The sequence below is a fragment of the Rhodococcus sp. 05-2254-5 genome, from assembly GCF_002258575.1.
GTDB classification, from domain to species: Bacteria; Actinomycetota; Actinomycetes; order Mycobacteriales; family Mycobacteriaceae; genus Rhodococcoides; species Rhodococcoides fascians.
On record NZ_NOZG01000027.1, the window covers coordinates 40,069 to 61,418 of the forward strand.

18 protein-coding genes are annotated in these 21,350 nt (G+C 63.7%); 12 read left to right on the forward strand and 6 right to left on the reverse strand.

Annotated elements, in window-relative coordinates:
* The first annotated feature begins 100 nt into the window (after window positions 1-100).
* From CH278_RS18150 to CH278_RS18160, 3 genes are all read left to right on the forward strand, one after another.
* Window positions 101-1,180, forward strand: a complete 1,080-nt coding sequence (locus CH278_RS18150; RefSeq protein ID WP_032406206.1) for an ABC transporter ATP-binding protein — start codon at window positions 101-103, stop codon at window positions 1,178-1,180.
* 167 nt (window positions 1,181-1,347) lie between these two features.
* The gene (locus CH278_RS18155; RefSeq protein WP_094622546.1) at window positions 1,348-2,661 is read left to right on the forward strand and encodes a TrkH family potassium uptake protein; all 1,314 of its coding nucleotides are present in this window, start codon (window positions 1,348-1,350) and stop codon (window positions 2,659-2,661) included.
* The gene (locus CH278_RS18160; RefSeq protein ID WP_027495332.1) at window positions 2,654-3,319 is read left to right on the forward strand and encodes a potassium channel family protein; all 666 of its coding nucleotides are present in this window, start codon (window positions 2,654-2,656) and stop codon (window positions 3,317-3,319) included. Before CH278_RS18155 ends, CH278_RS18160 begins: the two co-directional genes overlap by 8 nt.
* Here CH278_RS18160 and CH278_RS18165 read toward each other — a convergent pair.
* A complete protein-coding gene (locus CH278_RS18165; RefSeq protein ID WP_094622547.1) occupies window positions 3,303-4,778 on the reverse strand; it encodes a mannitol dehydrogenase family protein in 1,476 nt (491 codons plus the stop codon). The two genes, CH278_RS18160 and CH278_RS18165, sit on opposite strands and share 17 nt — an antisense overlap.
* On the reverse strand, window positions 4,775-5,809 hold the full coding sequence (locus CH278_RS18170) for an NAD(P)-dependent alcohol dehydrogenase (RefSeq protein ID WP_032383310.1): 1,035 nt from the start codon (window positions 5,807-5,809) through the stop codon (window positions 4,775-4,777). Before CH278_RS18170 ends, CH278_RS18165 begins: the two co-directional genes overlap by 4 nt.
* A gap of 116 nt (window positions 5,810-5,925) precedes the next feature.
* Between CH278_RS18170 and CH278_RS18175 the strand changes: the two genes are divergently transcribed.
* The 5 genes from CH278_RS18175 to CH278_RS18195 are packed head-to-tail and all read left to right on the forward strand — an operon-like array spanning window position 5,926 to window position 11,231.
* Window positions 5,926-6,951 carry a sugar-binding transcriptional regulator gene (locus CH278_RS18175; RefSeq protein WP_094622548.1) on the forward strand — a complete coding sequence of 342 codons (1,026 nt, stop codon included), beginning with the start codon at window positions 5,926-5,928 and terminating at the stop codon, window positions 6,949-6,951.
* The gene (locus CH278_RS18180) at window positions 6,948-8,300 is read left to right on the forward strand and encodes an ABC transporter substrate-binding protein (RefSeq protein WP_441344194.1); all 1,353 of its coding nucleotides are present in this window, start codon (window positions 6,948-6,950) and stop codon (window positions 8,298-8,300) included. Before CH278_RS18175 ends, CH278_RS18180 begins: the two co-directional genes overlap by 4 nt.
* Window positions 8,297-9,247 carry a carbohydrate ABC transporter permease gene (locus CH278_RS18185; protein WP_032367121.1) on the forward strand — a complete coding sequence of 317 codons (951 nt, stop codon included), beginning with the start codon at window positions 8,297-8,299 and terminating at the stop codon, window positions 9,245-9,247. Before CH278_RS18180 ends, CH278_RS18185 begins: the two co-directional genes overlap by 4 nt.
* Entirely contained in the window at window positions 9,247-10,113 is an 867-nt protein-coding gene (locus CH278_RS18190) for a carbohydrate ABC transporter permease (RefSeq protein WP_027495337.1), read from the forward strand. Before CH278_RS18185 ends, CH278_RS18190 begins: the two co-directional genes overlap by 1 nt.
* A gap of 11 nt (window positions 10,114-10,124) precedes the next feature.
* Complete coding sequence (locus tag CH278_RS18195) at window positions 10,125-11,231, forward strand: ABC transporter ATP-binding protein (protein ID WP_027495338.1); 1,107 nt, start codon at window positions 10,125-10,127, stop codon at window positions 11,229-11,231.
* On the opposite strand, the gene CH278_RS18200 is transcribed toward CH278_RS18195, so the two are convergent.
* Window positions 11,228-11,728 carry a DUF3995 domain-containing protein gene (locus CH278_RS18200; RefSeq protein WP_204847323.1) on the reverse strand — a complete coding sequence of 167 codons (501 nt, stop codon included), beginning with the start codon at window positions 11,726-11,728 and terminating at the stop codon, window positions 11,228-11,230. The two genes, CH278_RS18195 and CH278_RS18200, sit on opposite strands and share 4 nt — an antisense overlap.
* A gap of 50 nt (window positions 11,729-11,778) precedes the next feature.
* On the opposite strand from CH278_RS18200, the gene CH278_RS18205 reads away from it, so the two are divergent.
* On the forward strand, window positions 11,779-13,494 hold the full coding sequence (locus CH278_RS18205; RefSeq protein WP_373557337.1) for an AMP-binding protein: 1,716 nt from the start codon (window positions 11,779-11,781) through the stop codon (window positions 13,492-13,494).
* Window positions 13,495-13,672: 178 nt separating this feature from the next.
* Here CH278_RS18205 and CH278_RS18210 read toward each other — a convergent pair whose 3' ends face one another.
* The 3 genes from CH278_RS18210 to CH278_RS18220 all read right to left on the reverse strand — a co-directional run bounded on the left by CH278_RS18210 (window position 13,673) and on the right by CH278_RS18220 (window position 16,821).
* Entirely contained in the window at window positions 13,673-14,458 is a 786-nt protein-coding gene (locus CH278_RS18210; RefSeq protein WP_094622582.1) for an alpha/beta fold hydrolase, read from the reverse strand.
* Window positions 14,459-14,522: 64 nt separating this feature from the next.
* Complete coding sequence (locus CH278_RS18215) at window positions 14,523-16,142, reverse strand: ABC-F family ATP-binding cassette domain-containing protein (protein WP_094622549.1); 1,620 nt, start codon at window positions 16,140-16,142, stop codon at window positions 14,523-14,525.
* 133 nt (window positions 16,143-16,275) lie between these two features.
* Complete coding sequence (locus CH278_RS18220) at window positions 16,276-16,821, reverse strand: hypothetical protein (RefSeq protein WP_032369511.1); 546 nt, start codon at window positions 16,819-16,821, stop codon at window positions 16,276-16,278.
* A gap of 91 nt (window positions 16,822-16,912) precedes the next feature.
* On the opposite strand from CH278_RS18220, the gene CH278_RS18225 reads away from it, so the two are divergent.
* The 3 genes from CH278_RS18225 (at window position 16,913) to CH278_RS18235 (ending at window position 21,291) form a co-directional block, all read left to right on the forward strand.
* Window positions 16,913-18,742 carry a penicillin-binding transpeptidase domain-containing protein gene (locus tag CH278_RS18225; protein ID WP_094622550.1) on the forward strand — a complete coding sequence of 610 codons (1,830 nt, stop codon included), beginning with the start codon at window positions 16,913-16,915 and terminating at the stop codon, window positions 18,740-18,742.
* A gap of 98 nt (window positions 18,743-18,840) precedes the next feature.
* Window positions 18,841-20,511, forward strand: coding sequence for an NTF2-like N-terminal transpeptidase domain-containing protein (locus CH278_RS18230; RefSeq protein ID WP_441344195.1), 1,671 nt, complete (start codon window positions 18,841-18,843; stop codon window positions 20,509-20,511).
* 33 nt (window positions 20,512-20,544) lie between these two features.
* The gene (locus CH278_RS18235; RefSeq protein ID WP_032406042.1) at window positions 20,545-21,291 is read left to right on the forward strand and encodes a sulfite exporter TauE/SafE family protein; all 747 of its coding nucleotides are present in this window, start codon (window positions 20,545-20,547) and stop codon (window positions 21,289-21,291) included.
* Window positions 21,292-21,350: the final 59 nt, after the last annotated feature.

Sequence of the window (21,350 nt, forward strand, 5' to 3'; positions counted from 1 at the left end):
TACATACTTCTAAACGAAGTCAGCATTCTGGCATCCATTCACATACATGAATCTCACTCGGATCGTCCGGCACGTTCCTGCCGGTGAAGGGACCACCATCATGGCCACCGTTGCATTTCAGGGCGTCACCAAACTGTTTCCCGGCGGCGACAAGGCTGCAGTCGACCAGCTCGATCTCGACATCCAGGACGGTGAATTCCTCGTCCTCGTGGGCCCGTCCGGCTGCGGAAAGTCGACGTCGCTGCGCATGCTCGCCGGTCTCGAAGAAGTCGACAGGGGAACCATCACCATCGGCGGCAAGGACGTCACCGACCATCAGCCCAAGGATCGAGACATTGCGATGGTCTTCCAGAACTACGCCCTGTATCCGCACATGACGGTCGGCGAGAACATGGGATTCGGACTTCGCATCGCCGGCGAGGACAAGGCCGAGATCAAGCGCCGCGTCGAGGACGCTGCCAAGATCCTCGATCTCACCAAATTCCTCGACCGCAAACCCAAAGCGCTCTCCGGCGGCCAGCGTCAGCGAGTCGCCATGGGCCGCGCCATCGTTCGCAAACCCCAGGTGTTCCTCATGGATGAGCCGCTGTCCAACCTCGACGCCAAGCTTCGAGTGCAGACCCGCGCGCAGATCTCTGCACTGCAACGCAGGCTCGCCACGACGACCGTGTACGTCACCCACGATCAGGTCGAGGCCATGACGATGGGCGATCGCGTGGCCGTCCTCAAAGACGGTGTGCTGCAGCAGTGTGACTCGCCGAGGCGCATGTACGAACACCCGAACAACGTGTTCGTCGCCGGCTTCATCGGATCGCCTGCAATGAATCTGCTCGAGCTACCGCTCGTCGACGGCGGCGTCCGCTTCGGCGGTGAAGTGGTTCCGGTTCCCCGCTCCGCCATCGCCGGAATCGGCGAGAACACAGTGACGCTCGGTGTGCGGCCCGAGGACCTGCAGATCACCACCGGGGCAGGCCTCGAAGTGACCATCGACGTCGTCGAAGAACTCGGAGCCGACGCCTACGTCTACGGCCAGGCCGATATCAACGGCACGCGTCAGCCCATCGTCGTCCGCGCCGACGGCCGCATCCCACCGGAACGCGGATCGACGATCACGCTCTCCTACGCCGCCGAGCGCACCCACCTGTTCTCCACTGTGACCGGGGAGCGCTTGGTCGACTGATGCCGTAGGCGGTGGAGCCCTGACGTGCGCGGAAACTCGACCCCTGCTACGAAGTTCCGCGCACGTACCGCGAAGCGGCTCGTCCCACCGGTACTGTCTGCCGGGTGACAGACGCTCACCAGGCATCACGAGGGTTCGCGCTCTTCAGGCCGACGCCGGTCAGAGTGATGGCAACGGGTTTCGCGGTGGCCATACTCCTCGGTGCGGGCATCCTGATGGTTCCGGCGGCCACCGTGCCTGGAAACGACACCGGGATTCTGCAGGCGCTGTTCACGTCCACCTCGGCGGTGAGCCTGACGGGTCTGATCGTGGTGGACACCCCGGTGTACTGGTCGGGTCTTGGCCAGGGCGTCATTCTCGGCCTGATTCAGATCGGCGGGTTCGGGATCATGACGATCGCGTCCTTGGTCGGTCTGCTCCTGGCGGATCGGATCGGTCTTCGGGGCAGGTTGAATGCGGCAGCCGAGGTACGCACATCGGGGCTGGGCGACGTTCGTAGCGTCGTCGTGGGTGTGTTTCGTACCAGTCTGATCATCGAGGGTGTTGTCGCGCTCTGTCTGGCGGCGCGCTTCTTCTTCGGATACGACGAGCCCCTCGGCCGCGCGCTCTGGCTGGGGATCTTCCATTCCGTGTCGGCGTTCAACAACGCCGGATTCGCGCTCTTCAGCGACAACATGATCGGGTTCGCCACCGACCCGTGGATCTGTGTGCCGTTGTTGATCGCGGTCGTGCTGGGCGGCATCGGGTTTCCGGTTCTGTTCGAGATCGCCCGTCGTATCCGATCACGTGCTCGCGGCGTTCGTTCTCGCAAGCGCTGGACCTTGCACACCCGGATGACGTTGTCCGTCACCGCCGTTCTGTTGGTTCTCGGTCCGACGGTGGTGTTGCTTTTCGAGTGGTCGAGAACCCTGGGCGGATTCGGGTTCTGGGACAAGATGCTCGTCGCGACGTTCCAGGGCGTCATGCCCCGCACCGCAGGCTTCAACAGTGTCGATTACGCGGATGTGGACAACGCGACCCTCTTGATCACCGATGTCCTGATGTTCATCGGTGGTGGCAGCGGCGGTACGGCAGGCGGCATCAAGGTCACCACATTTGCCTTGCTGCTGTTCGTCATCGTGGCCGAAATCCGCGGTGACCGCGAGGTGACGGTGTTCGACCGTCGAATAGATCCTCGGGTGCAACGTCAGGCATTGACCGTCGCGTTGATCGGGGTGGCCCTCATCATGCTGCCGGTGGTGGCGCTGTTGGCCGGTACGAACTTCGACCTCGACGTGCTTCTCTTCGAGGTCGTCTCGGCATTCGCGACGGTGGGCCTGTCCACCGGAATCACCGCGCAGTTGCCGGGCTGGGGCCAGATGATTCTGATCGTGCTGATGTATCTGGGCCGCATCGGTTCCATCACTCTGGTCAGTGCTCTCGCCGCCCGCGACCGCGGTCGGCGCTACACGCTTCCCACGGAAAGGCCGTTCATTGGCTAGGAAACCGTCCTCCGACGTCGTCGTCGTTCTCGGTCTCGGCCGCTTCGGTAAGTCGCTGGCGCTGGAACTGATGAGCCAGGGAGTCGAGGTGCTCGGCGTCGACAGCGACGAGGCCGTAGTGCAACGCGTGGCAGACCGTTTGACGCATGCTGTGGTGGCCGATACCACCGACGAGGAGTCGTTGCGACAACTTTCGGTACACGAGTACGACCGCGCCGTCGTGGGCATCGGTTCCAATCTCGAAGCGAGCCTGCTCACCGCATCGGCTCTGGTGAATCTGTCGATGTCGACCATCTGGGCCAAGGCTCTGAGCAACGCGCACGCCAAGATTCTCAGCCAGATCGGCGTCCACCACGTCGTCAGGCCCGAGCACGACATGGGTAAGCGAGTAGCTCACCTGGTACGTGGTCGGATGATGGACTACATCGAGTTCGACGACGGCTTTGCCATGGCGAAGACGTCGCCCCCGGCCTCGCTGCTAGGAAAAACTCTGGGCGAGAGTGGAATTCGCACCAAGCACGGAGTAACCGTCGTTGCAGTCAAGCGTCCGGGTGAAGGGTTCACCTACGCCACGGCAGACACGGTGATCGGCGCAGGCGATACCGTCATCGTCTCCGGTCAGGTTCGAGACACCGAAAAATTCAGCGAGTCGACATGAGCGCCTCCAGGGTCGCGCGAGCACCCTTCTCCTGAAGTGACGCCAACTGTGTCGTGTACTCGGCGACGAAACGTTCGTTGTCGATCAGATCGCCGAACACTGCTCGATTGGCGATGAAGGCCGTCGGATTCTCTCGCTGACTCCGCGCGATCGGAACGAGTGAATCCTTCAGTTGATCGACGATGTCGATGGGCTCACCGGCCTCGTCGACTGCCTCGGCGTAGCGTGCCCAACTGGCAACGACTGCGGTGGAGCGAGTGATCTCACCGCCGCTCTCGAGATTCTTGCGGATTACGGGCAACAGCCACTTGGGAATTCGATCCGAGGACTCAGCGCACAGGCGGGCGACGGTGTCGCGGATTTCCGGGTTGGAGAACCGTTCGATGAGCGTGTGCTTGTATTCGGCGAGGTCGATGCCGGGAACGGGTTGCAATGTGGGCGTTGCTTCCTCGTCCATGTACGCGAGTAGGAACGCGGCGAACTGCGGGTCCTGACAGACTTCGTGCACCAGTCGAAAACCGCTGAGGTAGCCGAAATACGCGAGCGCCTGATGGCTGGCGTTGAGCAGCCGTAGCTTCATCAGCTCGTACGGCGTGACGTCGTCGACAACCTGAACTCCGACGTCCTCGAGAGGGGGTCGTCCCAGCGTGAAGTTGTCCTCGAGCACCCACTGTGTGAACGGCTCACCGGCTACGGGCCACTGATCGTCAATGGCGTAGCGAGCCGAGAGTTCCTCGATCACTTCCGGTGTCGTGACCGGAGTGATGCGGTCGACCATGGAGTTGGGGAACGCCCCTTCTGCGGCGATCCACTCTGCGAGAGCTGGATCCTTCAGGCGGGCAAAGGTGGTGAATGTCGATTGTGCGATGTGGCCGTTGCCTTCGATGTTGTCGCACGACATGATCGTGAACGGCTTCAGTCCGCGTTCCTTGCGCCGTGACAATGCCTCCACGACGAGCCCGAATGTGGTTGCCGGAACGGCCCCGTCCACGAGATCGGCGACGATGGCGGGGTTTTCGACGTCGAACTCACCCGTCGTCGCGGAGAAGTTGTAGCCGCCCTCGGTGATCGTGAGGGAGACGATCCTCGTGGTCTCCGCGGCCATCTTCTCGACGACGGCCTCTGCGTCGTCGGGCGCGAAGAGATATTCGACGATGGATCCGATGACGCGGGTGTCCCACGTGCCGTCGGAATGCTTGAGCGCCAACGTGTACAGGCAGTTCTGCGCCTCCATCACGTCCTTCATCCGGCGGTCTCCGGGAAGTACGCCCACTCCACAGATGCCCCACTCGGACCCTTGCCCCTGTTGCAACAACCGGTCGATGTACATCGCCTGATGTGCTCGATGGAAGCCGCCGACACCGAAATGCACGATGCCCACGGTGACGTCGGAACGGTCGTAGGTGGGAACGGCCACGTCCTCGATGAAGTCGTCGAGATTGCGCGAGTTCAACTTCATACGTTCGTCTCCTTCGATGGGCTCTGGGAAAGACCCGGAATCACAACGGCTTTGATGCTGCCGGGTTGCTTGTCTGCATTCAAGGCATCCTCGACGCGATCGAGGCCGAAACGCGCGGTGACCATAGCATCGAGGTCGACGCGACCGGCCAGGACGAGCTCGCGCGCGATCGGCCACGTGTTGGCGTACCGAAAGACGCCGGTGAGAACCAGTTCTCGGTTCTGAATCAGTGAGATGGGGAGCGGGTAATCCGAGCCGCCCATGCCCACCAGTACGACGGTACCCGCCGGCCGCACAGCATGAATACCGTCGACGACGGCCCGAGCGGCACCCGACGCGTCGATGAACGCGTCCACTTCCAGCGCACGTACGTCCTCCACTGCTGGATCGAGCACCCGCGTCGCACCGAGTTTCGCGGCATTGTCACGTCTCGGTGCGTCGATATCACTGACGATCACCTCGGTGGCACCGAAAGCACGGGCCACCTGGGCGGTGACGATGCCGACCGGGCCTGCGCCCGCGATGAGCACGCTGGATCCGGCGGTGATTCCGGCCTTCTGCGCCGAGGCGATACCGACCGACAGCGGCTCGAACAGTGCTGCGGCCTCGTCGGAGATCGAGTCGGGGACGTCGTGGGCGAACACCGACTGGATCAGTACGTACTCTGCCAGCGCGCCGTCGATCGGCGGCGTGGCGAAGAATTCCATGGCCGGGCACAGGTTGTAACGGCCGGCGCGCGACTGGGCGCTGGTGGGATCGGGACGCTGCGGTTCGATGGACACCCGCTGCCCGACGCGGGCGTCGGACACATCGGAGCCGACCGCGACGATCACACCGGCCGCCTCGTGACCGAGGACCAGCGGGCCGTCGACCACGTACTCGCCGATGCGTCCCTCCCGGTAGTAATGCGCATCGGACCCGCACACGCCGACGGCAGTGACCTGGACCAGCACCTCGTCGTGGGCGGGGGTCGGCACCGGCCGGTCTTCCATTCGTATCTCGTGCACGCCGGTGAGCACGCTGGCCTGCATGGACTGTGGCACGGGCCGCTGGATGCGAGGGGGTGTTGTGTAGATCACACCTTAATGTTAGCTTAGTGAGCAGATGAACACGAGCTGAGCATTTGCTCACTGGTCAGGGAGGCGTCATGGACGGATCGGAGCCCGGCGGGGCGAAGTCCGCGCGGTCGGGAGAAGATCTCCGGCTGGCTCTGCGCGCCGCCACCATGTATCACCTCGAAGGTGCGACGCAGGCCGAGATCGCCGTGAAGCTGGGCGTCTCGCGCCCGACTGCAGGACGGTTGGTCGCGCGGGCTCGTTCCCAGGGGCTCGTGTCGATCGAGATCAACGTCCCCGACGATCTGCAGGGCACCGTGCATGCGGACGTCGAGCGTGAGCTCGAAGCGAAGTTCGGACTCACCGAGGTGTTGGTCGTCTCGGACGTCATCGACGGCACGGACACCGGCTACGGATCCCTCGGCCGAGCGGCAGCGACGTTGCTCTCGCGTCGACTCAAGGATCGCGACGTCCTGGGGTTCACCTGGGGCCCCGAAACGGTGGCGGTGGCGAGCTCGCTGAAGACCCGATCCACCAAATGTGCTGCGGTGGTACAACTCGACGGCTCGATCACCTCGGCCGACTATCAGACCGGTGTCGAGTACACACTCGGACGGTGCGCTGCGTACCTGCAAGCGACACCCATCAGGCTCAACGCGCCGCTGTACGCCGATCAGGCGACAGTCGTTGCGTTGGAGCAGGATTCCGTGATCTCTCGCGCCCTCAAAGCCGGGACCGATGCCGATGTGATGATGTACGGCATCGGTCCCGTTTCCACGTCCACCACCTTGTTCGAGGGCAGCTTCATCGACCTCGACGTGCTCGAAGAATTGCGCCGCCTCGGTGCAGTCGGCGAGATCGGCGGACGGTTCTACGACGCCGACGGCATCGATACCGGAGGATCACTCCCCGGCCGAACCGTGTCGGTGGGGCTCGACGCCATCAGGGCGTGTGATCGGGCTGTGCTCGTCACCGGTGGGCAACGTAAACACGAGGCGCTCCTCGGTGCTCTGCGCGGCGGACTGGCCTCGATCCTGGTGACCGACATCGAAAGTGCACGCTGGCTCGTTGCGCAAGCTCCTGCAACGGCGACCTCCAATGGAAAGGTATTTCAGTGAGGGTTTTACCGAAAGTGGCTGTCGCGGCATCGCTTGCGACAACCTTGGTGCTGTCCGGCTGCGCCGGAGCCGGCTCGTTCGGTGGTGACGGTGACGGCAAGACGATCACCGTCGCGATCGTCTCCAATTCACAGATGTCCGACGCCATTTCGCTCGCTCCGGAGTTCGAGGCGGAGAACCCCGGCATCAATCTGAAGTTCGTGTCGCTGTCGGAGAACGAGGCGCGGGCCAAGATCACCGCCTCGGTCGCCACCGGCGGCGGCGAGTTCGACGTGGTGATGATCAGTAACTTCGAGACCCCGCAGTGGGCCGAGAACGGCTGGCTGACCAACCTGTCCGAGTATGCCGACGCAACACCGGGCTACGACGAGGACGACTTCATTCCCACCCTGAAGGAGTCGCTGTCGTACGAGGGGAGCATGTACTCGGTGCCGTTCTACGGCGAATCCTCCTTCCTGATGTACCGGAAGGACCTGATGGAGGCTGCCGGCATCACCATGCCGGAGGAGCCCACCTGGCAGGAGGTCGCCGACGCGGCCGCGAAGCTCGACAGCCCGGACGTATCGGGAATCTGCTTGCGCGGCAAGCCCGGTTGGGGTGAAGTACTCGCCCCGTTGGATACCGTCATCAACGCATTCGGTGGTCGGTGGTTCGACGAGAACTGGAACGCACAGCTCAACAGCCCAGAGGTGGAACAGGCCGTTCAGTTCTACGTCGACCTGGTACGTGAGCACGGTCAGGCAGGCGCAGCGACGAGCGGTTTCAGCGAATGCGGAACGCAACTGTCGCAGGGAAATACGGCAATGTGGTACGACGCCACATCTGCAGTGTCGGTCCTCGAAGACCCGACGTCGTCGAACGTCGTCGGCAAGATCGGATACGCCAAGGCACCGTCGGCCGCCAAGGGCGACAACGGGTGGCTGTACTCCTGGGCCCTCGGAATCCCGAAGACGTCCGAGAATCCGGACGACGCCTGGAAGTTCGTCTCGTGGATGACCAGCAAGGAATACCTGAACAAGGTCGGCAACGAATTGGGTTGGGAGCGAGTGCCTCCCGGCAGTCGTCTGTCGACCTACCAGATTCCCGAATACGAGGAGGCGTCCGCTGCGTACGGTCAGGTCACCCTCGATTCGATCAACGGCGCGGATCCGAACAATCCCACTGTGGATCCGGTTCCGTACACCGGAGTGCAGTTCCTGACGATCCCCGAGTTCCAGGACCTCGGAACCCGTGTCAGTCAACAGATCAGCGCCGCAGTAGCAGGACGAATCAGCGTCCACGACGCGCTCGAACAAGCGCAGCAATACGCCGAAGTGGTCGGTAAGACGTACCAGGAGGACCAGGGATGACCACCACCGCAACACGATCGGCGCAGGCCGATTCCGAGGAGTTCGTACCGAGACCGAGGACGATCTCCAAGGCCGAAGGGTGGCGTCGCCGCGGCCCGCTGCTGCCGGCCATGGTGTTCGCCATTCTCGTCACCCAGGTTCCGTTCCTGTTCACGCTGTACTACTCGACGCAGTCGTGGAACCTGGTTCGACCGGGTTCGCAGAAGTTCAACTGGCTCAACAACTATGTGGCAGTCTTCCAGGACAGTCAGTTCCGTGAGGTCGCCCTCAACACGGTGATCATGATCGTCGGAACCGTCATCATCTCGGTGGTTCTCGGGTTGTTCCTGGCTCTGCTGTTGGACCGGAAGTTCATCGGCCGCAGCCTGATTCGCACCCTATTGATCACCCCGTTCCTCATCACCCCGGTTGCCGGCGCGTTGATCTGGAAGACCACGATGTTCGATCCCGTCTTCGGCCTGATCAACTTCGCGCTGAGTCCGTTCGGTGTCGATCAGATCGACTGGGTCTCGCGCTACCCATTGCCCGCCGTCATGGCGAACCTGATCTGGCAGTGGACCCCGTTCATGATGCTGCTGATCCTTGCCGGCCTGCAGTCGATGCCGAAGGACATCGCCGAGGCCGCACGGGTCGATGGTGCGGGTCCGGTCAAGCTGTTCCGTGAGTTGACGTTGCCGCATCTGCGTCGATTCATCGAGCTCGGTGCGGTGCTCGGGGCCATCTATCTCGTCAACACCTTCGACGCGGTCTACATGATGACCTCCGGCGGACCGGGTGTGGCGAGCGCGAACCTGCCGTTCTACATCTACCAGCGAGCGTTCCTCGGCTTCGACATCGGCCAGGCCGCGGCCATGGGCGTCGTCACCGTCGTGGCCACCATCATCGTCAGCACCCTGGCGCTGAGACTGATCTTCAAGAGCTTCAGCGGAACCGAGGAGGCTGCGTGATGAGTACCGCAACTGTAGACAAGACAACTACTTCCGCGCCGATCAAGCGCAAGAGCAAGTGGGGCCCGGGTTCCATCTGGTCCTTCGTCGCCTGGGTCGCAGGCATCGCGTTCTTCTTCCCGGTGCTGTGGATGGTCCTCACCGGTTTCAAGCAGGAGGCCGACGCCTACTCCGACCCGCCCAAGCTGTTCTTCACACCTACCCTCGATCAGTATCGAGGGGTCCTGGAGAGCGGCATCGGCACGACGTTGCTGAACTCGGCGTTCGCGACCGTCGTCTCGACGATCTTCGTTCTGCTGCTGGGTGTTCCGGCTGCCTTTGCCCTGTCATTGCGTCCGGTCAAGAAGACGAAGGACGTGCTGTTCTTCTTCATCTCCACCAAGATGCTGCCCGTCGTCGCCGCGATCGTCCCGCTGTACGTCATCGTCGGTGACATCGGAATGCTCGACAACATCTGGACTTTGGTCGTGCTGTACACCGCGATGAATCTTCCGATCGCCGTGTGGATGATGCGATCGTTCTTCCTCGAGGTACCGAGCGAGCTGCTCGAAGCCGCGAGTATGGACGGCGCGTCACTGTGGACCTCGGTACGCGAGGTGATCCTGCCGCTGGTCTCGCCCGGCATCGCGGCCACGTCATTGATCTGCGTGATCTTCTCGTGGAACGAGTTCTTCTTCGCGGTCAACCTCACTGCCGTTCAGGCCCAGACGATTCCGGTGTACCTCGTCGGATTCATCACCGGTCAGGGCCTGTACTGGGCCCAGCTTTCCGCAGCTGCGACGTTCGCAGCACTTCCCGTCGTCCTTGCCGGATGGTTCGCGCAGAACAAGCTCGTGCGCGGCCTGTCCTTCGGCGCAATCAAGTAGGAGAAAGTCCCATGGCTGCAATCACGTACAAGAAGGCATCCTGCGTCTACGAAGGTGCCGACAAGCTCGCCGTCGATTCACTCGACCTCGACATCCAGGACGGCGAATTCGTCGTGCTGGTCGGGCCTTCCGGCTCCGGCAAGTCCACTGCTCTGCGGATGCTCGCCGGTCTCGAGGAGATCGACGGTGGTGCCATCGAGATCGGTGGCAAGAACATGGTGGGTGTGCCGTCGAAGGACCGCGACATCGCGATGGTGTTCCAGAACTACGCCCTGTACCCCAACAAGACCGTCGGGGAGAACATGGGTTTCGCCCTGAAGATGCGTGGTGTGTCCCTCGAGGAGCGCACGAAGAAGGTGGCCGAGGCCGCAAAGATCCTCGACCTCACCGAGTACCTGGATCGCAAGCCCGGCAAGCTCTCGGGTGGTCAGCGTCAGCGAGTTGCCATGGGGCGTGCCATCGTTCGTGAGCCGCAGGTGTTCTGCATGGACGAGCCCCTGTCCAACCTCGACGCGAAACTGCGAGTCCAGACGCGAACGCAGATCGCGGCGTTGCAGCGTCGACTCGGCACCACGACGGTCTACGTCACGCACGACCAGGTCGAGGCCATGACGATGGGTGATCGCGTTGCCGTGTTGCGCGGTGGCAAACTGCAGCAGTTCGCCTCTCCCACAGATCTGTACGACAACCCCGTCAACGCATTCGTCGCCGGCTTCATCGGCTCGCCTGCAATGAACCTGATGACGGTTCCCATCGGCTCGGGTGGCGTTCAGATCGGCTCGTTCCTGCTTCCGCTCGAACGCGACGAGCTGACCAAGCTCGCGAGCCTCGGCCTCGACAACGTCACCGTCGGGCTACGCCCGGAGCAGCTCGGCATCGTGCAGGGCGGCGGCGAAGGCTTCGAGGGCAAGGTGGATCTGATCGAGGAACTCGGCAGCGAGTCCTACCTCTACGCACACCTCGACGACCCGAAGGTCAAGGGGCTCGACGGCGGGCCGGTCTCACTCGTCGCCCGCTCGGCCGTTCGAGCTCCGGCCAAGATCGGCGAGAGCATCGGGCTGACGCGACTCGACGGTGCGATCCACCTCTTCCACCCTGAGACGGGGGAGCGCATCTAACGCGGTTGGTACGGGACTTTTCTGGACAGGATCAGTGCCGTCAGAAGCGCTGCGCCCCAGAGCAGGAAGATGCCGTCGAAGAACAGGTGACCGTACTTGACTGATCGGTTCTCGTCCGAGACGACCAATCCGATCACCGCTCCGATGAACGACGCACCGCCCCAGACAATTAGCAGTACAGAGCCGGGCCAGGATATGCCGAAGATCAACGACGGCACCCTCGTCCGGTTCTGTGCTGCCAGGCGCGGCCGGTTCAGATAGGCGAGGGCCGGAAGAATTGCTGCGGCGAGTTTGACGAGGGCAAGCACCAGCAGTGCCGTTCGTGCCGTTGCCGGTTCGGAGTCGACCCACTCCGTGGCGAAGGCACCGACGGTGTCGAGCAGCCATCGACCGCCTGCAGCCCAATAGGCGGAGAACGCGGCGTGAATGATCCCCAGTACGCACGCGATCGCAAAGAATCGGATGGCTACGGTGATCGAGGCTAGCCGAGTTGCCACCCCCGTTCAGGGGTAGCGAGGAATTGTTCATCTCCCCTACCGTGGCGGTGATGGGCATCACAGGCGCAGGAGGAAACATGGTCGACTCGGCATATATGGCATTCAGAAACGCACGCGATCTTCTGCTCGACACCTACGGCGACTACGACCGTGCGGTAGCGACTTTCGAATGGCCGTCGTTCGGCGAAACGTTCAACTGGGCCATCGACTGGTTCGACGCGGTTGCCCGTGGCAACGACGGCACCGCGCTGTGGATCGTCGAAGAGGACGGCCGCGAGGCCAAATACAGTTTCGACGACATGGCGCGTCGCTCCGATCAGGTGGCGCGTTGGCTCGAATTGCAGGGAATCGGCCGCGGCGACTCGGTGATCCTGATGCTGGGCAACCAGGTGGAACTCTGGGAGTCGATGCTCGCGGTGATGAAGCTCGGAGCGGTCCTGATGCCAACGACCACGGCGATCGGGCCCGCCGACCTGACCGACCGAGTAGTGCGCGGCAATGCTCGCGCCGTGATCGTGAACCCCTCGGACACCGGCAAATTCGACGACGTGCCCGGAGACTATCTGCGAATCGCCACTACCGCCCACGATGGTTGGATCGACTATTCGGATGCCCGCTCCGTCGAGGCCAGGCCGTTCGAGTCCGTCACCGCACCCACCGACCGTCTGCTGATGTACTTCACCTCCGGTACCACCAGCAAGCCGAAACTCGTCGAGCACACTCAGATCTCCTATCCCGCTGGGCATCTGAGCACGATGTACTTCCTCGGACTACGCCCGGGCGACGTGCACCTGAACATCAGCTCGCCGGGCTGGGCCAAGCATGCGTGGAGCTGCTTCTTCGCACCGTGGATCGCCGAGGCGACCATCTTCATCTACAACTACGGCAAGTTCGACGCGAAGGCATTGCTCGAGCAGATCCGCCGGGCCGAGGTGACGACGTTCTGCGCGCCACCGACCGTGTGGCGCATGCTGATTCAGGCAGACCTTGCCGGCGGGGGTGGTTCACTGCGTGAGGCAATCGGTGCCGGTGAGCCGCTCAACCCAGAGGTGATCTCGCGGGTGCAGCAGGACTGGGGCCTGAACATCAGGGACGGCTTCGGCCAGACCGAAACCACTGCGCTAGTTGCCAATACGCCGGGTGCGGTGCTGAAGTCCGGATCGATGGGCCGGCCACTGCCCGGCGTCCCCGTGGTCATCGTCGACCCCACCACCGGCGAACTGGCCGACGAGGGCGAAATCTGCCTCGACCTGGCGCAGCAGCCGTTCAACCTGATGACCGGCTATCTCGGCGACCCCGAACGCAACGCTGCCGTCATGGCCGACGGTTACTACCACACCGGTGACGTCGCATCGCGGGACTCCGAGGGCTACATCACCTACGTCGGCCGCACCGACGACGTGTTCAAGGCCTCGGACTACAAGATCTCCCCGTTCGAGCTCGAAAGCGTGCTGATCGAACACCCCGCGGTGGCCGAGGCGGCCGTCGTTCCGGCTCCCGACGAGACGCGGTTGGCCGTCCCCAAGGCGTACGTTGCACTCGCAGCTGGCTGGGAACCCAACGAAGACACGGCATTCGAGATCTTGAAGTACGCCCGCGAGCACCTGGCCCCGTTCCTGCGAGTTCGGCGTATCGAGTTCTTCGAGCTACCCAAAACCATCTCGGGCAAGATCCGCCGCGTGGAATTGCGCGCCCGCGAGGACGCGGCCGTCGGACCACTGGACAGCGAGTGGCGTGACGACCAGTTCCCCGCGCTGAAGAGGTGACGTGAGCGCCCACTATTGGTTGCTCGCGACGGGATCCCGATTCTCGAGGCGAATTGTGGACGCTGAGCTCAGTTGTGGGTGGGGCCGGCAGGGTCGGTAGTCGTAGGTGACGTGAGCGCCCATTATTGGTTGCTCGCGACGGGATCCCGATTCTCGACGCGAATTGTGGGCGTTCAGATCAGTTGCTCCAGAACCGCTCTAGGAATTCGAGCACCTCGGCCGATGCGGCCATCGTCGTCGCATGGTCGAATCCGCGAACGATGTGCAGTTCGGAGTCGGGCACCAGCGCGGCAGCGGCTCGGGTGTCGCCCAGCCGGGTTCGATCCTCGCTGCCGACGTAGAACAGCGACGCCTGCGTGAAGTGCTGCAGGACGTCGTCGGGTAGGCCGGGATCGGCGTCGGACGCTCGGATGTACGCGGCCATGGCCTGAGCATCGTTGGCGGAGAACACCGCTCGTGTTCCCGAGTCGATGGGGAACATGCGGTGCGCGTTCCATGCCTCGAGGAACCCGTCCATGCCGCTGCGCTCCAACACGTCCGCGCAGCCCGGGAAGAACAGCCTGTCGAACGCTCCCGCCTGAGCGCCGTGACTACCGCCGCCCACCGCGAGGGAACGCACGCGTTCGGGCCTCGCCGCCGTCAACGCGAGACCGGCCCGCGCACCGAACGAATAGCCGAGATAGTCGACGGTCGGAGCGCCGACCGCGTCGAGAACCGCCGTCAGATCTCCGACGATATTGGCCATGGCATAGGCGTCGGGAGTATGGGGCTTCTCGCTGCGGCCATGACCGCGACTGTCGACCAGTATGAGCTGCCGAGTCCCGCGCAACGCCTTCACATATCCGAACGTCCGCCAAATCGTGTGCGTCAGGAAACTGCCGTGCACCATCAACAACGGCGGCCCGGACCCCACCACCGTGTATGCGATCTGCGTCCCATCATCTGCATTCGAGGCGTATTCCACCTTCCGATTCTGACCCTGGAAGTCCACTCAACGTGACATTGACCCCCGAAAAGGCCACCGAACGTCACATTGACTCCTCCCGGGTGGGTGTTTCCGCGGCCGACTCGGCCGACTCGGTGGGCTGGGCGATCGGCGTCAGGTCGATGGTGCGGGTAGGGGCGATCGCGTCGAGGAACGGGCGATCGTGGCTGGCGATGATCAGTGCACCCTCGAATGTGTTCAGTGCGTCGATGAGGTGTTGGCGGCTGGTGATGTCGAGGTTGTTGGTGGGCTCGTCGAGCATCAGTAGTTTCGGTGCAGGCTCGGACAGCAGGATTCGTGCCAGTGCGGCTCGCAGTCGCTCGCCTCCGGAGAGGGTGGCGACGACGGCATCGGCGTCGGATCCGCGGAAGAGGAATCGGGCCAGTTGGCCACGGATCTGTTCGGCGGTGGCGTGCGGTGCCACGTCGGCGATGTTCTCGGCAACGGTGCGTGTTTCGTCGAAGATGTCGAGGCGTTGCGGAAGGTATTTCCACGGCACTTCGGCGTCGGCGGCGTCGAGACTGCGCAGCAGGGTGGTCTTACCGCTTCCGTTCGGCCCGACGAGTGCGATGCGTTCGGGACCGACGATGTGAACGTCGTCATGAGTCAGAACTACCTGTCCCGGATGGACTTTCGTTGCGGGCAGGTCGACGCGTATCTCGCGATCGTCGCGCAGGAGATCCTCGGCGGCAGACAGTGACGTCCGGGCATCGTCGACGCGATCGCTGTGGGTACCGCGTAGTTTGCCGGCCGATTCCTGTGCGGCCCGCTTGCGTCGGCCCGCAAGGACCGGCGGTACGCGCTTCTGCTCCGCCATCTTCTTGCCGTAGCGCAACCTGCGATCCAGTTTGATTTGTGTGTCGACCAATTCGCGTTCCTGCTTGCGCACGTCGTTCTTGGCGTCTCGGATGCTCGCCCGCGCGGCTTCCTGCTCGGCGTCGATCACCGATCGGTAGTGCGTGTAGTTTCCACCGAACATGCGTACTCGGGAGGTGCCGCTGCGTTCGGCGCGGACCTCGGCGATGGTATCGACACGCTCGAGCAATTCGAGGTCGTGGCTGCAGACGACGAGTACCCCCGAGTATCCGTCCACGGCCGCATACAGTCGTTCTCGTGCAACGAGATCCAGGTTGTTGGTCGGCTCGTCCAACAGCAGTACGTCTGGTTCGGCGAGCAATTGCGCGGTGAGAGCCAGCAGCATCGCTTCGCCACCGGACAGCGTGCCGACCGGTCGATCCAGGTCGTCGAGGGAGCCGACGAAGCCGCCCAGACCGAGCTTGTTCAGCAACGCCAGCGCGCGCTCCTCGACGTCCCAGGCCGATCCGACGATGGCGAAATCGTCCTCGGAAGATGTACCGGATTCGATGCGATGCAATGCCTTTCGGACCGAATCGATGGCCAGCACGCGATCCACCGGGAGCTCGGGGTCGAGTGCGATGTCCTGACGGAGATAACCCAGGACGCCGGGCATCGAGATCGAACCGCGCTGCGGTGTCACTTCTCCGGCGAGCAATCTCAGGAGGGTCGACTTTCCGGCACCGTTCGATCCGACGAGACCTGTTGTGCCGCTGGGGAAGATGGCCGACAACGCGTCGAACACGGGGTCGCCGTCGGGCCAGGAGAACGTCAGATCGGAGACAGAGAGGGAAGATGAATGAGGCATGGATGCTCCAAAGGTGTGCGTGCGGTCGAACTGCAGGCGTCTAGAACCTTTGGAAGAGCAATGGCCTCTCCGAATCTGTGGGCAACAAGGCGATCTCCACGCTAATGCCGAACGTGGGCAATCCGCAAGCGATTTAGACCGAGGGCCCCTTCTTGCGTAGTTCGTCCACTGTCGACATGGCTCCGCGCAGTTCGTCCAACCAGTCCTGCGTGTGCTCGCCGACCAACTTCACGGCCCACGACAGAGCGTCTGCACGAGACCGCGCGACTCCGGCATCGACGAGGGTGTCGAGGACGCGTCGTTCGGGCTGACGCAGGCGGGTCATGACCGGGACGGCCAGGTGGGTGAACAGGACTACCTCGGAATCGGTCCGAACGCCCCAGGCGACCTTGCGTCCGTAGCGCTTCTCGGCCTCGTCGGCAATCTGCATGCGCTCGGCCCGTGTGCCTTCTCGGAATCGGGCGATGCGGCCTTCGGTGGCGGCAGGTGAACTGCCCTCCTCGGTGGGCAACGTCCCGACCACAACGATCTCTTCGCGATCCACCTCGACCGACGCGGTGCCCTCGAACCAGCTGTCGGGCAATCTGCCGCCGAACCAGTCGCCGGCATCGGTGGCGTCGGGAACATCTGCGTGCTGCCAGCCACCGGGGCGACCGAACGAGCGTCCACTGGGTTTCATGGTGACTCCTCTGTAGGTTCAGTAATACTGATTACATGATTACACCCCATCTCGGGTTCGCGCCACCGCCGATTCGTCGGAGGCCTGGGGCATGATCGACTCCGTGCGCACAACGAGAAGACCGACGACTCTGGCCGCAATCGTGTCCGTGCTGGCCCTGGTGGTCGCTGCCTGCGGAAACAGTGGGCCCGATCAGCCGCAGACGGTCGCCGAGCAGTTCGCGGCCGCCGTCAGCAGCTCGAACATCGATCAGGCAGCCGCGCTGACGACCGATCCCGCGGGGGCGGGCACCGCGCTCACCCAGCTGTACGACGGGCTGTCCGGCGGCGGAACGGTGACGGCCACTCCCGATTTCGAGGCTGTCGACGCGAACGAGGATGCGGGCACGTTCACGCTGAACGCCGGCTGGCGCTTCTCGACCACCACCGACGGCACGGCGGAACCGGACGGCCAGCCGAAAGAGTGGAACTACACGACGTCTGCGACCGCAGCAGAGACTCCGCAAGGGTGGAAGATCACCTGGGACCCGGCCATCTTGGTCCCCGGACTGACGGCCGATTCCTCGGTCCGATTCACCCCGACCGACGCGCTGGTCGCGCCCAGGGTTTTCGATGCCAACGGCGGCGAGCTCATGTCGCAGCAGGTCGTCACCCTCGTCAACGTCGATGCGACGGCCGATCCGGTGGCCGTCGCCGCTCTCGTCGGATCCATCGTTCCGGGGATCACCGCCCAGTCTGTTGCGTCGTCTGTTGCTGCTGCACAGGGTAATTCGGCGACCGTAGTCTCGCTCCGTCAGGCGGATATCGATCCCATCGGCGCGCAGCTCGCAGCCGTTCCGGGAGTCACCCTGGCGCCACAGACTCGGCTGCTGGCCACCGATCGCAATCTTGTCTCGCCGGTTCTCAGCGACCTGACGACGCTGTGGGAACAGGAGCAGGCGGCCAATCGAGGCTGGGCGATCCAGTCGGTCGCTGCCGACAACACCGTCACCCAGCTTGCCGGTCGCGATGCCTCCACCGGTGACGACATCGCGACCACCGTCGACTCGGCGTTGCAGATCAAGGCCGAGAACGCCCTGGCGTCGGTGCCGCAGCAGGCTGCGATCGTCGCGCTTCGGCCGTCCAGCGGAGAGGTTCTCGCCGTCGCACAGAACGCCGCGGCGGATGCGGAAGGCCCGATTGCTCTGACCGGTCTCTACCCGCCCGGGTCGACCTTCAAGACGGTCACCACCTCGGCTGCTCTGCAATCCGGTGCCGTCACCCCCGACACGGTGTTGCCGTGCCCGGCGACGGAAAACATCGAGGGACGTCAGATTCCCAACGACGACAACTTCGCGCTCGGCGACGTTCCGTTGCACACTGCCTTCGCGAAATCGTGCAACACGACGATGGGCCGACTCGGCGTCGCCCTGCCGCCGAACGGTCTGACCGACGCGGCCGCGCAGTACGGCCTCGGCGTCGACTACGTGACCCCGGGCCTGACGACCGTCACCGGTTCGGTGCCGTCGGCCGACACCCCGGCGCAGCGCGTCGAATCCGCCATCGGCCAAGGGCAGGTGACTGCGTCGCCGTTCGGTATGGCGCTGGTCGCGTCGTCGATCGCGAACAACGGATTGCTCCCGCCGACGGTCGTCTCGGGTAAGCCCGGCGTGGGAAACATGCAGCCGGCAGCGGTGAACCCACAGGTCACCGAGCAGATCAAGGCCATGATGCGCGATACCATCACCGGTGGTACGGCCACGGCACTGAACGACATTCCGGGGCTGCTCGGCAAGACCGGAACCGCCGAATTCGGGCCGAACAACGAAGGAGCGCACGGCTGGTTCGTCGGGATCTCCGGGGATCTCGCGTTCGCGGTCTTCGTGAACAACGCGGGAAGTTCGGCGCCCGCCATCGAGGCTGCAGGACGCTTTCTGAGGTAACAGCCCGAGGTAAACGGACCACTCCGTATCTCAATCGTGACCGGCTTGTATGAATCTCGTGCTTGTTACTCGTGTGACTACAGTGAATATTGTGACTCATGAGTTCTATGAGTCGTGTCCGTCGTGGCCCGCGCAAGGTCCGCGGTCGCTACCTCGTCGCAGTTGCAGCATCGGCGACGCTGTCGGTCTCGGCCGTGTTCTGGATGGTCGACCGCCCACCGAGCGAGGCCGAGGTATTGGTCTCCAAATTCGTCGACGCGCTGGACAACCGCGATGTCGCGGCGGCGGCAGCACTGACGACGTACCCGAACGCCGCGACGGCAGCTCTGAATCAGATGTTCGACGGTTTGTCGGCCGACGGTAGATCGACGGGCGACTTCGACCTGACTCAGTACATGGATCTCTCCGACGAGAGCGGATTCTTCACGCTCGCGTCCGCCTGGAATTTCGGCGAGGGCAAGGACTGGAAGTACAGCGCTCAGGGCGCAACCAAGAAGCTCAGTGTCGGCTGGCGTATCGCGTGGGATCCGGCCACGCTCGTTCCGGATCTGACCTCGGGCGGGTCGGTTCGCTACACCCGCACCGACGCCGCTCCGCCGTTGATCTTCGATTCCGCGAACAACGTGCTGATGAGCGAGCGGACCATCAACGCCATCTCTCTCGACCCCGCCCAGATGAGTGATCCGGCGGCGTCGGCTCAGCAACTCGCCGATGTCATCGACGTCGTCGCGCCGCTGATCACCTCCGAATCGCTACTGAAGGAACTCGATTCGGCCCACGGAGCTCCGATCACCGCAGTGACACTGCGCGACGACGACTTCGCCGTTCTCGAAGACGATCTGCGAGCGGTGCCGGGAGTGGTGGTCGCCCCGCAGCCGAAGCTCATCGTCGACGACCGTCGAATCACCTCCCCGGTGCTCGACTCCCTGCGCGCCGCGTGGCAATCCGGCCGCGACGCCACCGCAGGCTGGGCCGTCGACACCTACACCGTCGACGGAACCGGTGAACGACGCGTGGGATTCCAGGGACCGGGCGGACCGGACTTGCACGCAACACTCGATCCGCGCGTCCAACTGGCGGCCGAGAACGCTGTGGTGATGGCGGGTACGTCCGCGTCGATCGTGGCGGTGTCCACGTCGACCGGTGCGATTCTCGGTGCGGCACAGAACAGTTACGCCAACGAGCAGGGCGACGTGGTGTTCGCCGGCTCCTATCCGGCCGGCACCGCGTCGGAGTTGATAAAAGCCGTACAGGCCGATCGCGGCGACGACAGTGCGGAAGACGCGGCAGCACGATTGGGTCTGGGAATCCACTATGCGATGCCCGGTCTCGACGCCTACACCGGCACCCCCGCCGACAGCCGGAGCGCGATCGACGGTATTCGGAACGTCTCCACCGCATCCGGAGCCGAGGCGACGGTGACACCGTTCGGGCTTGCCCAGATGGCAGCAGCGATCTCCCGCGGCAGCGCGCCAACGCCGGCCATCGTCGCCGGGCAGACTGCAGTGGCAGACCGCGCAGCCGAGCCCATGGGCCCTGACGCTGCAGCCCGCCTGCGTGAGATCGTGGCCGCATCGTCGAACAGCAGTGGTCTCGATACGTTCGACGGCGTGCAGGGATTTGCAGGAGAGAGCGGCGATGATCGCTTCGTGCTCGCGACCAGCGGCGATGTCGCCTTCGCCGTCTACATCGAGGACGCCGACGGTGGGGATCAGGCAGTGCGGATGACGAGCCGCTTGCTGCAGGAGATGGCGAACCCCGTCGAATAGGGGCTCGATCGTTAGGCACGGTAGTTTTGTTCGGTGACTGTGCTCGATTTCGGACTACTGGTGGTGGCCGGGTTCTTCGCCGGCCTCATCGGGTTCGTCACCGGGCTCGCATCCCTCGTGTCCTATCCGGCGCTGTTGGCGGTAGGGCTTCCCGCGGTCTCGGCGAACGTCACCAACACCGTCGCGCTGGTCGCTGCCGGAGTGGGTGCCACTACGAGCTCGTCGGCCGAACTCGCCAAGGACGGCAAACAGCTGATTCGCTACGCCGTCTACTCGGCGCTCGGCGGGACCACCGGGGCCATCCTGTTGCTCGTCACTCCGGAGGGATCGTTCGAGGTCATCGTGCCGTTCCTGGTCGCGATGGCTGCGATTGCACTGCTGCTGCAGCCGAAAATCCGAACGCTGTCCGGCGGCAAGCAATTTCCGGCGCTGTACCCGCTGGCGCTGTTCGCCGTCGCCATCTACGGGGGCTACTTCGGAGCCGGTGCCGGGGTTATCTTCCTGGCCCTGGCGCTGATCTGTACGTCCGATACGTTCTGGCGCGCAAGCATTCTGAAGAGCTTCTTCCTCGGCATCGCCAATCTCATTGCGGCGATCATCTTCTCGTTCTCCGGTCACGTGAACTGGTGGGCCGCTCTGGCTCTCGCAATCGGCTGCTTCGTCGGCGGTGCCTGCGGGCCACCGACCGTCAAGGTGATCTCGGCGATCGTGCTCCGCGTCGGCGTCGGAATTCTGGGACTCGGCCTCGCCGGCTGGTTGGGGTACCAGGCATTCGGCTGACGTCGTAGGTGATCTGAGTGTCCACCATTTCAGCCGGGAGGCGCGATCCCGCTTCTGGA

Coding starts and splice junctions, on each gene's coding strand:
- CH278_RS18205 (WP_373557337.1), top strand. CDS start 11,779: ATGGGCATCACAGGCGCAGGAGGAAACATGGTCGACTCGGCATATATG.
- CH278_RS18175 (WP_094622548.1), top strand. CDS start 5,926: ATGGACGGATCGGAGCCCGGCGGGGCGAAGTCCGCGCGGTCGGGAGAA.
- CH278_RS18195 (WP_027495338.1), top strand. CDS start 10,125: ATGGCTGCAATCACGTACAAGAAGGCATCCTGCGTCTACGAAGGTGCC.
- CH278_RS18230 (WP_441344195.1), top strand. CDS start 18,841: ATGAGTTCTATGAGTCGTGTCCGTCGTGGCCCGCGCAAGGTCCGCGGT.
- CH278_RS18165 (WP_094622547.1), bottom strand. CDS start 4,778: ATGAAGTTGAACTCGCGCAATCTCGACGACTTCATCGAGGACGTGGCC.
- CH278_RS18150 (WP_032406206.1), top strand. CDS start 101: ATGGCCACCGTTGCATTTCAGGGCGTCACCAAACTGTTTCCCGGCGGC.
- CH278_RS18225 (WP_094622550.1), top strand. CDS start 16,913: ATGATCGACTCCGTGCGCACAACGAGAAGACCGACGACTCTGGCCGCA.
- CH278_RS18215 (WP_094622549.1), bottom strand. CDS start 16,142: ATGCCTCATTCATCTTCCCTCTCTGTCTCCGATCTGACGTTCTCCTGG.
- CH278_RS18170 (WP_032383310.1), bottom strand. CDS start 5,809: ATGCAGGCCAGCGTGCTCACCGGCGTGCACGAGATACGAATGGAAGAC.
- CH278_RS18155 (WP_094622546.1), top strand. CDS start 1,348: ATGGCAACGGGTTTCGCGGTGGCCATACTCCTCGGTGCGGGCATCCTG.
- CH278_RS18185 (WP_032367121.1), top strand. CDS start 8,297: ATGACCACCACCGCAACACGATCGGCGCAGGCCGATTCCGAGGAGTTC.
- CH278_RS18220 (WP_032369511.1), bottom strand. CDS start 16,821: ATGAAACCCAGTGGACGCTCGTTCGGTCGCCCCGGTGGCTGGCAGCAC.
- CH278_RS18190 (WP_027495337.1), top strand. CDS start 9,247: ATGAGTACCGCAACTGTAGACAAGACAACTACTTCCGCGCCGATCAAG.